The sequence below is a fragment of the Ectobacillus sp. OTK genome, assembly GCF_059698935.1.
This window is the reverse complement of the sequence record NZ_AP048547.1, coordinates 3,075,700-3,091,043: the sequence shown is the minus strand read 5'-3', so window position 1 is coordinate 3,091,043 and position 15,344 is coordinate 3,075,700. Positions and strand designations below refer to the sequence as shown.

At 37.0% G+C, this 15,344-nt stretch carries 18 protein-coding genes; 12 read left to right on the top strand and 6 right to left on the bottom strand.

Annotated features, from left to right (window positions below; translation table 11 throughout):
• Nucleotides 1-13 precede the first annotated feature (13 nt).
• The 5 genes from hxlA to AC6HZ4_RS15465 all read left to right on the top strand — a co-directional run bounded on the left by hxlA (nt 14) and on the right by AC6HZ4_RS15465 (nt 3,020).
• The gene (hxlA, locus tag AC6HZ4_RS15485) at nt 14-655 is read left to right on the top strand and encodes a 3-hexulose-6-phosphate synthase (RefSeq protein ID WP_497490493.1); all 642 of its coding nucleotides are present in this window, start codon (nt 14-16) and stop codon (nt 653-655) included.
• Complete coding sequence (hxlB, locus tag AC6HZ4_RS15480; RefSeq protein ID WP_497490492.1) at nt 648-1,199, top strand: 6-phospho-3-hexuloisomerase; 552 nt, start codon at nt 648-650, stop codon at nt 1,197-1,199. The genes hxlA and hxlB overlap by 8 nt, the downstream gene beginning before the upstream one ends.
• A 359-nt stretch (nt 1,200-1,558) precedes the next feature.
• Nucleotides 1,559-2,005: a GNAT family N-acetyltransferase gene (locus AC6HZ4_RS15475; RefSeq protein ID WP_497490490.1), complete on the top strand. Its 447-nt coding sequence runs from the start codon at nt 1,559-1,561 to the stop codon at nt 2,003-2,005.
• 153 nt (nt 2,006-2,158) lie between these two features.
• Nucleotides 2,159-2,566 carry an SET domain-containing protein gene (locus AC6HZ4_RS15470; protein ID WP_497490489.1) on the top strand — a complete coding sequence of 136 codons (408 nt, stop codon included), beginning with the start codon at nt 2,159-2,161 and terminating at the stop codon, nt 2,564-2,566.
• A gap of 238 nt (nt 2,567-2,804) precedes the next feature.
• Nucleotides 2,805-3,020: a small acid-soluble spore protein Tlp gene (locus AC6HZ4_RS15465; RefSeq protein WP_497490488.1), complete on the top strand. Its 216-nt coding sequence runs from the start codon at nt 2,805-2,807 to the stop codon at nt 3,018-3,020.
• A gap of 86 nt (nt 3,021-3,106) precedes the next feature.
• Here AC6HZ4_RS15465 and AC6HZ4_RS15460 read toward each other — a convergent pair whose 3' ends face one another.
• A complete protein-coding gene (locus AC6HZ4_RS15460) occupies nt 3,107-3,265 on the bottom strand; it encodes a hypothetical protein (RefSeq protein WP_497490487.1) in 159 nt (52 codons plus the stop codon).
• Between the two features lie 233 nt (nt 3,266-3,498).
• Between AC6HZ4_RS15460 and AC6HZ4_RS15455 the strand changes: the two genes are divergently transcribed.
• Both AC6HZ4_RS15455 and AC6HZ4_RS15450 read left to right on the top strand, forming a co-directional pair.
• Nucleotides 3,499-3,855, top strand: coding sequence for an aminoglycoside phosphotransferase family protein (locus AC6HZ4_RS15455; protein ID WP_497490485.1), 357 nt, complete (start codon nt 3,499-3,501; stop codon nt 3,853-3,855).
• Between the two features lie 172 nt (nt 3,856-4,027).
• The gene (locus AC6HZ4_RS15450) at nt 4,028-4,216 is read left to right on the top strand and encodes a hypothetical protein (RefSeq protein ID WP_497490483.1); all 189 of its coding nucleotides are present in this window, start codon (nt 4,028-4,030) and stop codon (nt 4,214-4,216) included.
• Between the two features lie 460 nt (nt 4,217-4,676).
• Here AC6HZ4_RS15450 and AC6HZ4_RS15445 read toward each other — a convergent pair whose 3' ends face one another.
• Nucleotides 4,677-5,621, bottom strand: a complete 945-nt coding sequence (locus tag AC6HZ4_RS15445) for a DMT family transporter (protein WP_497490482.1) — start codon at nt 5,619-5,621, stop codon at nt 4,677-4,679.
• Between the two features lie 191 nt (nt 5,622-5,812).
• Between AC6HZ4_RS15445 and AC6HZ4_RS15440 the strand changes: the two genes are divergently transcribed.
• Nucleotides 5,813-6,454, top strand: a complete 642-nt coding sequence (locus AC6HZ4_RS15440) for a GntR family transcriptional regulator (protein ID WP_497495732.1) — start codon at nt 5,813-5,815, stop codon at nt 6,452-6,454.
• A 386-nt stretch (nt 6,455-6,840) separates the two neighbouring features.
• On the opposite strand, the gene AC6HZ4_RS15435 is transcribed toward AC6HZ4_RS15440, so the two are convergent.
• A complete protein-coding gene (locus AC6HZ4_RS15435; RefSeq protein WP_497490480.1) occupies nt 6,841-7,701 on the bottom strand; it encodes a dimethylarginine dimethylaminohydrolase family protein in 861 nt (286 codons plus the stop codon).
• Nucleotides 7,702-8,139: 438 nt separating this feature from the next.
• Between AC6HZ4_RS15435 and AC6HZ4_RS15430 the strand changes: the two genes are divergently transcribed.
• On the top strand, nt 8,140-10,164 hold the full coding sequence (locus tag AC6HZ4_RS15430) for a methyl-accepting chemotaxis protein (RefSeq protein ID WP_497490479.1): 2,025 nt from the start codon (nt 8,140-8,142) through the stop codon (nt 10,162-10,164).
• 287 nt (nt 10,165-10,451) lie between these two features.
• On the opposite strand, the gene AC6HZ4_RS15425 is transcribed toward AC6HZ4_RS15430, so the two are convergent.
• Nucleotides 10,452-11,555 (bottom strand): spore germination protein, encoded by a 1,104-nt coding sequence (locus AC6HZ4_RS15425; protein ID WP_497490477.1) that lies wholly within the window; start codon nt 11,553-11,555, stop codon nt 10,452-10,454.
• Nucleotides 11,556-12,128: 573 nt separating this feature from the next.
• Nucleotides 12,129-12,530 carry a VOC family protein gene (locus AC6HZ4_RS15420; RefSeq protein ID WP_497490476.1) on the bottom strand — a complete coding sequence of 134 codons (402 nt, stop codon included), beginning with the start codon at nt 12,528-12,530 and terminating at the stop codon, nt 12,129-12,131.
• A gap of 176 nt (nt 12,531-12,706) precedes the next feature.
• Here AC6HZ4_RS15420 and AC6HZ4_RS15415 point away from each other — a divergent pair, with 176 nt between their 5' ends.
• On the top strand, nt 12,707-13,432 hold the full coding sequence (locus AC6HZ4_RS15415; RefSeq protein ID WP_497490475.1) for a MarR family transcriptional regulator: 726 nt from the start codon (nt 12,707-12,709) through the stop codon (nt 13,430-13,432).
• A gap of 239 nt (nt 13,433-13,671) precedes the next feature.
• Here the strand turns inward: AC6HZ4_RS15415 and AC6HZ4_RS15410 are convergent, their stop codons facing one another.
• On the bottom strand, nt 13,672-14,052 hold the full coding sequence (locus AC6HZ4_RS15410; protein WP_497490473.1) for a hypothetical protein: 381 nt from the start codon (nt 14,050-14,052) through the stop codon (nt 13,672-13,674).
• 24 nt (nt 14,053-14,076) lie between these two features.
• Here AC6HZ4_RS15410 and AC6HZ4_RS15405 point away from each other — a divergent pair, with 24 nt between their 5' ends.
• Entirely contained in the window at nt 14,077-14,757 is a 681-nt protein-coding gene (locus AC6HZ4_RS15405) for an alpha/beta fold hydrolase (RefSeq protein WP_497495731.1), read from the top strand.
• 129 nt (nt 14,758-14,886) lie between these two features.
• A complete protein-coding gene (locus AC6HZ4_RS15400) occupies nt 14,887-15,270 on the top strand; it encodes a VOC family protein (protein ID WP_497490472.1) in 384 nt (127 codons plus the stop codon).
• The last annotated feature ends 74 nt before the right edge of the window (nt 15,271-15,344 follow it).

The window sequence follows — 15,344 nt, the reverse complement described above, 5'->3', positions numbered from 1 at the left end:
AAGGAGAGTTAAGGTGAAGATACAATTAGCACTTGATCGGATGACGATAGAAGAAGCACTTGAAATAACAGGAAAGGTACAAGACTATATAGATTGGATTGAGGTAGGGACCTCTTTAATTAAAGAATTTGGGATCAATAGTATTCGGGCTTTGAAGGAAGCTTTTCCGAATAAAGTAATAGTTGCTGATATCAAAACCATCGATAATGCGAAATACGAGTTTCAGCTATGCTTTGAGGCAGGAGCTGATATAGCAACAGTCATGGGAGTTGCGCCTCTTGTTACGATTGAAACATGCTTACACGAAGCCGCCAAATACGGGAAGAGAGTGATGGTAGATTTATTGAACACAAATGAGGAGCATATACAACGACTACAGCAATACTCTGCAGCGATTTTTTGCGAGCATGTTAGCAAGGATCAACAAGAGATTGCGGGAAAGCAGACAAGTATGCATACAGGTATCTTGAAACATTCGTCTGTAGAATGTGCTGTCGCTGGCGGTATTTCATTAGATTCACTTGATATGCTAGCAGAGCTGTCACCAACGGTTGTTATTATTGGCTCCGCCATTACGAAGGCTGCTAATCCGACAGAAGCAGCAAAGAAAATAAAAGAGTACATTTTATCGATAGAGGAGAAAGCACATGCATAACGATACAAAAAACATTTTAAATGAAATTCAAGAGGTTTTAGGTCTAGTAGATCCAAATGTAATTGAGGATGCAAGCAGAGTGCTGCAGGAGCACGCACGTATTTTTGTTATAGGGGAAGGGCGTTCTGGGTTGATGGCTAAATCATTTGCGATGCGTCTTATGCATTTGGGGGCACATGTATTTGTAATGGGAGAAACCATTACTCCCGCCATTGGGGAAGGTGATATTCTTATTGCCGTGTCGGGTTCGGGGAAAACGAAAAGTGTGTCCTGGGCTGCAGAGAAAGCAAAGGAATGCGGCTGTCGTGTAATTGTATTTACAACGAATTTAGAGTCCGAGTTGGCTTCTTATGCATCTTTGCCTATCCACGTACCGGCTGCCACGAAATACCGCCGTCAGGATGAAATGAAAAGCATTCAGCCGTTAGGCTCATTATTCGATCAATGCATGCATATTATTTTTGATACAATCTGCCTGCGTTATGCTGCGCTGCAAAAGATAGCACATAGCGATGCTTTTCGTATGCATAGCAATGTAGAATAGCGATTTGGCTTGTCAGTCCTTAGATCAACAATAAGATTCAGACGAATTTCGGTTAGGTCGCGTCCTAACCGTTTTTTTGTTTTTGCTTTCTTAACTATACAAGAAGGAATATATGTTAAAATATAAATCAATTACATAAAAAAGGAAGGGGTTATAGAGATTTAATGAAGTTCCTTTCTATAAAGGCCTAAAAGTCATGGCGAGAATGAGATGTAGCTTCATAGAATGATAGTTCTTTATTCGCTTGATGAAAAAAGGGAGATTTATTTATGGATCGAAGAATAGCGATGTTTTTTCTTCCTGAAGAATAACGAATGTTATTGTATTCTAAAATATTGAAATAACCGGAGGACAAGTTAATGAATAAAATTGTAGAGGCTGCTGTTGCAGATGCTGCGGATTTACAAAAGTTGGCCTTCATAAGCGAAGCTGAATTAGCAGGAGATTATAATATCCAGCCCTTGACACAAACGCTGGAGGAACTAGAGAAGGAATTCGATAATAACCTAATTTTGAAGTATGTATATGAAGATAAAGCAATTGGATCTGTAAGAGCTCGTGAAAAAAATGGAACATGTTATGTAAGTAAACTAATGGTTCATCCTGATTTCCAAAACAGAGGTATCGGTAAGGAGTTAATGAAAGCAATCGAGAGTATGTTTACCAATGTTCGATATGAATTATTTACTGGAAGTGAGAGCAAGAGAAATATTTCGTTTTATGAAAAGATAGGATACAAGAGCTTCAAAACAGAAAGATTAGCTAGGGAAAATACGATATTTATTTTTATGGAGAAACTTTATTAATCCGCACAGACCTATGCATAGGGTGAACCCTAAGAGACGCTTACTAACGCAATTTTTTACATTAATGAATTCAAACAGTTGCTTTCCTCTTTGACAAATGGCAAACTTAAGAAAACAAAGCAATTCATAGAAAAGGATATATAGGTGACTAACATGATTGAGATCAAGGCTTCTACACTTAGCGACGGGGATTTTAATAGAGGAGTATTTGCGACACGCGATATAAAAAAAGGTGAGCTTATTCATGAAGCGCCAGTCATTGCTTATCCGAATAACGAGCATGTTTTTATAGAGAAAACAATACTTGCCGATTATGCATTTGAATACGGTAAAAATCATTCGGCTATCCTTTTAGGATATGGCATGCTGTTTAACCATTCATATAAGCCGAATGCCGTGTACGATATTAACTTTGATAATCATACGTTTGACTTCTACGCTTACACAGATATAAAAGCGGGTGAAGAGATATTAATTAACTATAATGGTGATGTCGATAATGAAGATCCGCTTTGGTTTAATAGTGAAGAGAAGGATAACAGCGACGAAGAAAGCAATTAACGGTTTGAAAGTTGACCAATTGCTTACGTAAAACCATTATATTAGACCGAATCCTCCTTTCCTTAGGTAAAACAATTGTGTATGAGTAAAAACAGGTGATTATAAATAATGACCAATGTTTCTAGAAAAGATGGAACCAAGTGCGCACTTTAAGACAGAGGTTTTTCATCCATAGACACATAATCCTAATAAACTTAGCACATAATACAAGCGTTACAAAAGGAAAGGAGGGTTTTATATGGAACAGCGTACAAATCCAGACAATCGTGCAGATAACGCGGCTCATCTTGCGCAGCATATCCATAACACAGAAGAAAATATGGGGAAAGCGCAAGAAACCATGAGAAATACTGAAAGTCCAACCATCAAAGCACAAATCCAAGCAAAGAACGAACGCAGAGAAGAAGCTATTGAAGGCATGAGACACGAATTGGAAGATGAAAAACAGCATTGAGGCTCCGTGAAAAGGAGTCTTTTTTGCTTCTTATTATTCAAAAGAACGACTTTCTATGTCCTTATGCTGCACATCTTTTTGTAGATTTATTTCTTTTCCGGGTGCAGCAAGCGAGTTAGTTCCTCTCTATCCTGACAGGAAAAACAAAGAATTTCCCCTTGCTCTAAAATAACTCCATTCAAAAATCCATCCAAGCAATAAACATCCTTTTGGCAGCATTTGCATTTTCCGACAAGTTCCCTCATCCAGTTTCCTCCCCTGAGTGAAAATAAAAGAGCTTCTATTTCCTCTGAAGCCTTTTTTGTTATGTTTAAGTGTTTAGAAAGGTCTATTGGTATTATATATTGTATTTTGCATAAACGACACAATATGTAGGAACATAAGGATTTTTAAGTGAACAAAGAGAGAAGGTTTGCTTAACGAAAATTATAGAAAATTCTCTATCGAGTGCAAAGGAAGTCCCTTTAGGGAAAAATCAATGAATGGTATGCTGAACAAACGATTTTTACTTCATGGTGATTTCCATCATTACAATATTCTAATGGCTAGCAGGGAACCCTGGTTGGCGATTGACCCTAAAGGGTTAATCGGGGATAGGGAATATGATGTCATTCAATTTTTACTAAATAAATTGCCAAATGAAAATGCAGCAGCAGTGATTGAGAAGCGTATTAACATATTTGTAGAAGAACTGAACTTAGACAAAAAAAGAATTCTCTCATGGGGGGTTGCGCATGCTGTTCTAGCAACATGTTGGACTATTCAGGAAGATGGTAGTTATAATGAGCCTTTTTTTAATACAATAAAAATTTTTAAGAATTTATATACATCATAATGTATAGTCCTTGGTTAGTTCTTCAGGAGAGGAGTTTTCAATGAAGAGCGGACCTGGGATTAAATATTTTTATTAAAGTTTCTGCATTTTAACTTAAGAATTTTATCAGCTGCATATTTTTCCGGTATTGATGACAATATAAAATGTAAATCAATATGTGGAGGTATAAACAATGTCTAATAGTACTCAACCCCCAAATAATATCGTGGAAAACAAAACGGAAATCTTTAAAAATGGGGTTCAATCGGCAACAAATTATGTACAGGCCGCTATCGAAAATACGGCTGAATTAACCCGAGATGCAACGCAAAACCTGGTAAATAACGTAATGAAAAGACAACGAAATGAAAATGATAAGTAAGTGTATTGAAGGAAATCCAAAGAGTTCTCAACTTGGGGAAACAATGACAGTAGCAACCCGTACTGTAATTAATCAGGAAACAAAATAAAAAGGGAAAGGAGCTTTCCGCTCATTTTGGAGGTTTCCCGTGCAGGAATTCCCTCATTCCCTTAAAAAGTTGTTCTTTGGATTATATATCGACCAAGGTGGTCTCAGCAATCGATTGGTTTTTCGTCAAGAAGATGATTAGAACACATAAAAGCATTCCAATACAAAGGAATGCTTTTATATTTAATTTGTTAATTTTAGATCGTAAATCCTTCTGTAGGCTAAAGGGTGTGTTTCTTTAATAAAGAATGCCTTTTTTAGAAGATAAGAAAACTTTTTGGGTTTTGTCTAACTCCCTTCCTCAGAATAACCTTCCTGATAAATAGAAAAGGCACCTTTTGTGAGGAAGAACACAAGGTCAAATAATTTTGAATTATAGTTGTAATCTTCTCCCCCATAACATCCCGCTAATGATGAGTATACCACCCGTGATTGAAAGAACTGAAAGATGTTCCCCCATAATTAAGATAGAGAATATAGCGGCAAACAGTGGTTCGCTGCTTAGTAATAAAGCAACCCGCGATGGGGAAGTTCTGCGAATCATTGTTAACTGAATATAGAAGGCAAAAATAGTTGCAAAGATCACAAGATAACCAGTGGTAAACCAGAAGGAATATGTAGAAGGTACAGAAATTGGATGCTGAAAAATAGAGAATCCTCCGGCACCGATGGCAACAACAAATAGTTGTATTGTCGTTAAGGCACCAGAATCTAGTTTTTTACCTTCTGTTAATTTCTTCGTAATCGTCATGTGAATAGCTCTACAGATAGCGGCACCAAGGATAAGAACATCACCCGTATTAAAGCCGTATCCTCCTTTTAATGTTAGCAAAGCAGTTCCTAGAATAGATATGAACACAGCACCTAGTAAAGAGAGCTTAGGAAGTTTACGATATATAACACTGTCAATAATAGGGACGAGTACAACACATAAGCTGATAATAAATCCAGCATTGGAGGCTGTTGTATATGCAACGCCAAAGGTTTCTAACATAAATATGGCGAAAAGAAGCAGTCCGAATATCCCTCCATTGATCCATGTTGAGCGATTGGCGGTGCGTATAGCATGGAAGGTAAAAGGAATCATGAATAGAACAGTAAGCGTAAAGCGTATAAATAAAAATTGAAGTACAGGAACTGTATCTACCACACTTTTTGTTGCTGCGTATGTTGTTCCCCAAATAAGAGCGACAAGTAGCAATAAAACATCAGCAGTCCAATGTGATTTCCACATTCGATTAGCAGCTTTAAACCATTGTTGGTACGTATTTTTTTTCTTTACTGAATGCAAAGATGCTTTCCAAATTGGAACCCCCATGTAAAACCCCCTCCCATTGTATAAATATAAATTCCAATTGCTGACCATAAGGTTGGTAACTAGAGGAATAAGAAAATATGCAGCTTATTAGTATTACTTTACAGGTCATTTGGTATGTGGTATACCAGTTATAGAAGAGTATATTGCCTTATTCCATTCTTTGTCAATATATAGGAGTGAAGAACTTGAGTATGGAAAAAATTAAAAAACCCCAATCTTATAAGGAATTAACCTATCAAAAATTGAAACAAGCCATTATCACGCATGTCTTTTATCCAGGAGAGATGCTGTCTGAACGAGATTTATCGGAGCAACTTGGAATTAGTCGTACTCCTCTTCGGGAAGCTCTTTTACAATTGGAGTTAGAGGGATGGTTGTGCTCCATTCCTAGAAAGGGGATTATAATTTCTGTAATTAGAGAGAAAGATGTTATAGAAACCATGCAAATTCGGCTGGCTTTAGAGTTGCTTGTAGTGGATTTATTAATTCCCGTCATTAAGGATGAGCACATAAAAGATATTGAACAACGATTTTTTCTTCCTTTACAGGAGGAAGAAATATTTGAGATTAACGCAGGGGGAGATTTACATATTTACATGGCAGAACTTTGCGGGAATGAACGCCTTCTCCGGTTACTTCAGCTATATAGTGATCAGATTAAATGGTATGGAACGAGTGCTTTGTCACTTCCGGGACGACTCAATGAAGTGATGGAGGAGCATAAGGCTATCTTAGATGGGCTCAAAACAAAAAATGTTAATGCTACCAAGGAAGGTGTCATAAGGCATATTATGAATACACAACAAGCTATTCTTCAAACCTTAAAGATGTAAATGGCGGTTTTGGCATAAGAAACCAGAAGCCTGACTCTGTTTATAAGAGACACCAAATGTAATGTTCTTGTGTCACCACAATTTTGCCGTGAAAACCAGAGGATTGAGATCCAGAACTGTGGGTGCATTCATTGGTGCAAGAACATAGCAGCAAGTATAGGATGAAAAAAGAGAAGCAGAGCTCACACTTCCCCTAATGAACAAAGCCGCTTTGTGTCTCAGAGTCATTACAGGAAGTGTGGGATCTGCCTATTTGTTCTATGAGAAGCCTGTTGAATGGCTCTATATTTCGTCTCTCAAGAGGCAGGTATAGAATCCCGCATTTGACTAACAGAAGTCCCCTGTGGAAAGGGAGTGTTAGCGAGTAGGTGGCGGGCAGTTCAATATTAAGTTTCCTCTCGTAAAATTGGAAGTGTACAACAACGAAAAGAACCTCCAGATTTAATAATTTCTGTAATGTCTACCTCGATGACTGTATATCCACGGTTTTGCAGCTGTTTGTTTACCTTTTCATTGATTGGCAGGCTCAGCACCTTTTTATTGCCGATTGACAGTACATTCGTCCCCAGTGTGAATTGTTCCTCTTCTGTTACTTCAATCAAGTCATAACGGGATGCTAACAAATCTGTCTCTTTTTTATTAATGACTCCAGGGAAAATTAATGCTTCATTGGGAGATAAAATATTAAATACACAATCCAGATGTAAATACTTTTCGGTGAAAGGAATAGGAATTACCTCGTACTCAGGTAACAAGGTTTGTAAATGATGGATTGCCTTTTTATTTGTTCGATTACTTATTCCTACATAGACGGTGTTACGATCAATTATTACATCACCGCCTTCGATATGATCTTCTTTTAAGTTATCAAAGACGATTTGTTCTTTTTCTAACCATTCTTTCAATAATTCTTCTTCTCCTTGTCTAATATGACTTGCCATTTCAGCGACAAACACCTTTTGTCCAATCGTAAAACCGATATCCCGGGTAAATACTTGTTCTGGATATTTTTTCAGTGAAGGAAGAAGAATGACTTCAACCTTATGATCACGTAATGTTTGAACAAATTGTTTGTGTTGTTCCATAGCAAGTGCAATGTGAATATTTTCGTCTTTAAAATGTTTCTGAGTTTCATTTATGACTTCCCGTATTGTCATATACTGAGGCTGGCATAAAATCACTCTAAGTAACCTGTCATATTCGCTGGAGCAAGATGCTTTTAGCGCTGGTTCTGGAATTGTCGGCATAATAAGTCCTCCTGAAAATATTGTTAGTAATACTATTCCCTATAATAGGATGGACATAAGTGAATATAGCACATGTAAACTAAATATATCGGTGATTCAAAAGAGTATTGAAAAATGTTCTGTTCTTATTTGTATCAAGACTGAATGTATCAGTGGCTTCCTTTGGCGCTTTATTGTTTAATGATTCCGTTTTTCACTAAATAACTTTATATGTATAGTCTGGGAGGAGATAAGGAAATTCTTGTTGAACGTTACTTCTTTTGAAAGAAAACACGAGTTTTAGGTGGAATTGTCATGGCAGGAGCGAAGCAAAGTTCCTGCTCTGCTTCATATCATAGAAAAATTACATGTGCTGGTAAAATTTATACTTGTGAAACGATATTCAAATAATGTAACATGTGTATATAAAAAATATATACATAGAATGAGAGGTTAAACATGGCTAAACAAACGAAGAAGCGTACATCAAGATTCAGGATGAATAGTGTAAAAACAAAATTAATTGCGGGTATGGCTGCTTTGGCTCTTATACCAACAATCATATTGGGAATCATTTCTGCTTTCTACGCCGAGAATGTGGTAACGAGAGAAATCAATCAATCTTCTCTCCAAATTACAACAGAAGTGAATCGTGGAATCGATTACTACTTGTCAGGAGTAGAGGGGCAAATTAAACAAATGGCAGATAATCAAGAATTTAAGGAATACTTTTCTAAGCCAGAGAATCAAGCCTACAGGCAAGCTTTATTAGACAGCATGCAATCAAGTCGCAAGGAATATTTGAGTGTATATTTTGGTGCTTCTAATAAAGACATGATGATTTCTCAAAAACAAAAGTTACCTGAAGGTTTTGATCCTACCCAGCGAAGTTGGTATAAGAATGCGGTACAACACATTGGACAGCCCGTTATAAATGAACCATATAAAGATGCAGTTACAAACAAAATGGTGATCGCTATATCCCAGGCGGTAGTGGACAATGGAAAAGTCATCGGAGTATTTGCAGTGGATATTAATATCAATGATTTGAGTGAAGCGACGAATAGAATTGTAGTAGGAAAGAAAGGTTATGCTTTTATTCTATCCTCCGATGGAACAGTTATCTCCCATAAAGATCCGTCTATCATTGGGACAAAAGAATTAACCAAATTATCATTATGGACAGATGTACAGTCAAAAAAACAAGGACGCAGTGAATATGTTTATAAGGGAAAAGAAAAGTTTTCTTCCTTCTATACAAATGAACAAACAGGCTGGAAGATTGTAGCGGCATTAGAAAAGCAGGAGGTGGAAGATACCTCAAAAGGAATTAAGGATATTGCTATTATTCTTATAGTTGTATTTGGATTGACTTCTATGGCGATTGCCTATATATTTGGTCGCAGAATTGCTAAAAATGTTCAAATTGTTCAAGAATCATTGGAGCAAGCAGCTGATGGAGATTTAACAACAAGGGTAACTGTAACATCAAAAGACGAGTTTGAAGATTTAGGAAATAGTTTTAATGTTATGATGGAAAACCTATCAGGAGCATTGCAAAAAGTTGAAACATCCTCAAAAACCGTTTTGCAAACATCTTCTTCTTTATCAGATATGACAGAAGAAACGCTGGCATCTGTTTCAGAAGTGGCACAAGCTATTGGTGAAATTGCAAGCGGGGCAGTCTTGCAAGCAAAAAATATTCAAACAAGCTCTGACCAAATGAATGAGCTTTCTCATAAACTCGATAGTATTTCGCATTTCACGTCTGATATGAATGATGTCTCTAACAACTCTTTTGAGCTCAGCCGCAAAGGATTAGAACAAGTTGTTCTTTTAGCCGAAAAATCAGCTCAAACAAAAGGTTCTACAAGCGAAGTAACAAAAATTGTAAAAGAAGTGGAAGTCAGAATGGGAGAAATCAATACTATTCTTGAAGCTATATCCAATATCACTGATCAAACAAACCTATTATCACTGAATGCTTCTATTGAATCTGCTAGAGCAGGAGAGCATGGCAGAGGATTTGCTGTCGTAGCTAACGAAGTGCGTAACCTAGCAGAACAATCTAAAGCATCTGCTGTTGAAATCCAGCAGATTGTAGAGAATATTAAAGATGTTGTACAAAAAGCAGTGCAGGCTATGGAGAAAACAAATCAAGTCGTAGGAGAACAAGAACAAGTAGTAGGAGAAACGAAAGAAATCTTCACGGAAATCTTATCTTCTGTAAATAACTTGGTACAAAAAGTTGGGCAAGTGAAAGATTCTGTTACAGAAAGCCAGGAGAACAAAAATGTAGTCGTACAAGAGCTAGACAGTATCACGGCAGTTTCCCAACAGACAGCTTCTGGAACGGAGCAAGTATCTGCTTCTGCCGAAGAAATTTCTGCTACTATGGATGAGTTTACACGATATGCAAGCGGATTGAGGGACTTGTCTCAACAGCTTGATGATGAAATCAAAAAGTTCAAATTGCATGAATAGATAGTCGGGAGAGGGTATAGCCTCTCCTTTTTGCATTTTTATCATTTTTAGCTAAGAAGGCTCCCCCCTAATTTGTGTGAAGGTGCGACAGCACTAACAAATCTTTGCTGTTCCCACAATAGAAATAAAAATAACCCCAAATGGGGCTATTTTGTTTACATAAGATTCGATATAGGAAGTCGATCTGTTTAGAAATCTATGAAGTCTTTTCAATTTTGTTGTTTTAACACCCAGTAAGAGATAGAAGCAAAAGAAGCAACAGCGAAATCAAAAGAAACCGTACATTGTTATAATTTTACTCCATGCTTCCTCTTTTTCAATCTCAAGATGAGCAAAAGTAGCAGCGGTTGTAAACCAAATAAAAAGAACGCAACATTGCCCATCATATCCCCGAGTTTAAATACTTCATTGATGTTTTTTGGAGTCATGGCAATGATGTAAATAATCGGAAGTAAGCCATACATAAATAGATGAATGTTCTTTTTAAAGAGTTGCGCGAGCCCCAAAGAAGCAGCATAGTGGCCAAAGGTAAAACAAGTAAACATTTGCATAATCCATATCGCGAATAACAAAGACTCAAATCGTTCAAATAGCAGACCAGGCATTTCAAAACTTCGTATAAGCTCAAGTGTCGGCCAGGTTCGCATTATCACTCCATCGATGGATAACACGCTAATGACCATCACGACAGTAATCACGTAAAAGATCAGTGGGATGGACATTCCAACTAGAACAGCTTTTATTGCTTTGTTTGGCTGTTTCATAAATGCTATTATAATTAACATGCTTTCAAAACCCGTATAGGAGAGAGCTGTTGTTTTGATTCCTTTTAGTACTGGTATGATCCCCAACCCCAGTACCGGACGCAAATTATCCACCTCAAATATTTTGAAACTCATAAAGGTAATCACCAAAAAAATGCCGACCGTAATGGGGAGGATTATTTCAAATAGACGAGCAATCGGATTTATGCCGCCTATAATCAAATAGAGACTCGTCCACATGAATGGCATCAAAACCGCCCAGGATGGAGTGTCCTCCAACAAAAAGAAATTTGTTACTTCTGCTAATGAACGAGCATGAAACCCACACATTATTAAAAAATAACATATAACTAGCAGACTTAGTAACCCGCCCACCCATTTCCCTACAATTTCTTGGCTGTATTGATAAAAGGTTTTTCCTGAGAACTGTTGGCTTAATTTGACTAGGATAATCCCTGCCATCATCGCGATCAACCCACCTAAAATCACAGCTAGCCAGCTATCTGGTGTTTGAATCATCTCTGTGGATGTTCGTGGCAAGGTCAAAATCCCCGTTCCAAGTACATAATTTATGACGATAACAGCTGCTTGAGGTGTCGTAATACGGTCTTTGGAGCTAGTAATCATCGCAGGTCACTTCCTTATTTACAATTCAGGATTACTACTTCCAGAAGATTCATTATGTCTCATTTTCCCACGCTTTCTCTTATAAATGGTATAATTTTACTTTTCCAAAAAAGAGCAAAAATTATGCATACTTCATACTTGTTAAGTTTACATAACACGACATTATCGGAATTCAATGTATTTAGTAGACTACCAAAAGCCCTCCGGTCAAGCGACATGAAAGGCTTTTGTGTTCACATAATCATGTGTTATCGGTAGCTATTAAAAATGACAAAGACGTTTTGTCGGTGTACCCCTTATTGATAGTATAATTGAGGTACAGACAACATTTAGGAAAAAATGTACGTTAAGGCTACAAACCTTGATACGAAAGGAAAGTACCAGTAACGTGCGTTTTTGGAACAAAGAATCGCCCAGTTTAAAATGTCCTGAAAATCGCTAGTTTTTAGAACCAAAACTCATTCCCAAAATCAAAGTTCCGTTAAAACGACTTAAAATCATTTTTGGGAAAGGCTTAGCGTACAAAAATTCCGAAATGTTAGCGAAGCCCCTAATTGTACTTGTTACGATACATTATTCAGTTGAGATTTTTTTGCCATTTCTGTAGTCAAGACAAGAAACCTCAATTAACAATTCGTTAAGTGCCATAAAATAGAAGCCATAACTACTTCCTCTCATCTTGTAAGGCTTTTTATCTATCTCAATTCCTCCTTCAACTAAGCGATTATATACCTGATCAACTTCATTTGAGGATTCCACTAAGAAACCTAAATGAAATGCTTTCGGGTATGGTTCATCCTTCCCACCTTTAAATGCTTTTGGATCACTTAATGCGAGAATAAATCCATCTCTATCACTCATAACGATAAGAGCTTTTCCCTTTTGCTCCAAAAACTTAAAATTAAAATATGTTTCAAAAAAATCTCTCGCTTTTGACAAATCATTTACACATAAATTCAAGTGATTTAGCTTCATTTGTTTCCCTCCAAGTTTGGAAATGGCTTAATCATGTTTCTTGAAAACTAATATTGTTTCTAGGAAACAATATTAACATCTTATTCCCATTTCGTCAATATTGTTTCAAGGAAACTTTATTTAGCTGTCTTTTCTTGTTATACTGGACACAGCAGAAAATGATAGGAGATATTATAATGAATGATTCTACAGAAAAGTCCTTTAGTTTTAACAACTCTAATAAAGATGTATTGATAAAGACACTATTAGATACCACTTCAAAATTGCAGAGGAAATTCCAAGCAGAAGATGACGAAGAGAAACAGTGGATGATACGAAACTGTAAAAATCCTGTTATCATCCAATTGCTGAAAGAAATGACGCTCATGATGTTGCATGTATTGGATGCTATTGGACGACTTGAACCAGTTAATGGTATAACGATTTCGAAACAATTCGATATTCCCAAAGGAAGTGTTTCCAAAATCACCAAAAAGTTAGTTGAAAAACAAATCATTCGAACAGAATTTCTTCCAGGAAACAAAAAAGAAATACTTTTTCGGACTACCTCCTTAGGCAAAGAAATTTTCCATTTGCACGAAGCTCTCCATCGTCAAATCAATATTGGGGTCCGGCAGTTCTTACAAAGATATGATACCAATCAATTACGCTTTCTTATCCAATGCCTTGAGGATACTTTGAATGCTTCATGGGTTAGTTTAGAAGTTCAAGAGGGACCAATTGTAAAGACGGAAGAAGGGCGTACAAACGATTCTAACGCTTTAATTAGAGAACTGCAATCATCAATGGATTCGGAAGAAATGGATGAAATCATAAACATGCTTAAAAAACTCGATACTCGCAGCTTAAAAAAAGCAAAAGTTATCCTAAAAGATGTGTTTTTTACTTCTTTTAATGATTAGTAAAGTGTTTATATATTCGGCTATATTTCTTCCAGCTAAGCTTACTAAAGTATGGTCTTTAGTTGAGCAGGAGGGTGTTCGTGTTCACATAATCCGTGTTATCAGAAGTTGTTTAGTGTTAGTCAAATTCACTGTTTGGGAGGTATTATAATCTCCCGTCCTCTGGTGGCAGGGAGATGAATGGATAAACCTTTCTACTTGCTGCTAGAGGCTTGTTTGCCGCTATTTCGAATTACAGATTATTTCATATAGATTACTGCAAGCATCCATAAAGCCAAAGCACCAATGATAGCAAGTACTATACGCGTAGATAATATCCGTACTTCAAAGTTAGTTTTCTTGGATGGTTCAGGATATGCAATTATGTAAATTCCCTTTAATAGTGCGAGCCATGCAATGACTGTAATGAATCCCTGCCAGTTGAGTGCCCATACACTATGCAGGATAACAGTACCTAACCCTAGGAAAATCGATAGAAAGCCATACATAATCCCAAATCCTCTGTCTTCGACCACTAATTTTTTCAGTTCACGTAGTACCGATGGACGTACGAAAAGTATTCCCGATACAATAACTATCATCCATCCCCAAAACAGTCCTAGAAAGGTACTTGCTTCCATTGTTATCTCACTCCTTTCAGTTATATTTATATTTCAGGCACTGTCCCCTTTAGAATTGAATCTGAAGGGAATTTTCATATTGCGAAAGACCTAAAGCTCTTTCTAGACGCTATTGGAGAAAGAAAGGTACATGTCATCGGCGTGTCCCAAGGGGCACAGTTAGGAACGATTCTTGCCTGGAATCACCCAGAGCATGTCAGGAAGCTTGTTGCTGTTAATTCGTATAGTGAATTTCCTTCCTTGGCTTCCGAATGGATCTTAAAATTATCCAACTTTATATTCTCCCTTCTGCCTATGAAAGTCATATTCAATATCATGATGAATGTGTATAAGGAAGATCCCTACACCCAAGAAATTCTCCGAAAGACTCTCAGCATTGACAAAAAAACGTTAATTGCTATGAAAACCGTACCTTTTCCAACTCATACTCATTTGTTGCCTCAAATCACAGCACCTACATTAGTGATGAGTGGCGCAGGCAAGGTAGTTACAGGTATTGATGAAGGGGTAGGGGCGACTATTATTTTTAATAACGTAAAATGTGAATCCACACTAGCACTTTTCAAGGATGCTTTTGACCCGCTAAATACGATGAGGAAAGATATGGTTCCAGATTTCCTTGAGGGAAAGAAGCTAAGAATGTATGATGGAGTGACATATACATTTAAAGAGGCTGTAGCTGACCCTATAACCGTATTAAATTAAGACCTAAAAATGTTGCAAAGAAGAATGTATAGGCATCTTGTCCAATCTTGCTCTATTGCTATCTGAAGCGTAGTTAATCTCAATGTATATTACATAAATAAATATAGATGAATGAGAGGAAGAATCAGTATGAAAATGAATCATCTTGACCATCTTGTGCTAACAGTAAAAGATATTTTGGCGACATGCGATTTTTACAGCAAGGCTCTTGGTATGAAGGTGATTACTTTCGGAGAAGGACGGAGGGCGTTACAATTCGGACAATATAAAATCAATCTTCATGAGGCAGGGAAAGAGTTTGAGCCCAAGGCATACAACCCAACTTCAGGTTCAGCTGATTTATGCTTTATAACAGATGTACCAATTGAAGAAGTAGTGAAACATTTAGATGCATGTGCGGTAAAGATTGTGGAAGGCCCAGTGTATAGAACTGGAGCTGTCGGTAAAATCCTTTCTGTTTACATAAGGGATCCCGATCTTAACCTTATTGAGATAGCAAACTATGTGGAGTGATATAGCTCAGCAGGCAAAATAGTTATCTATATGTGGTTGAATTTTATCTTCTTGGTTATTTAAACCTACAGGCT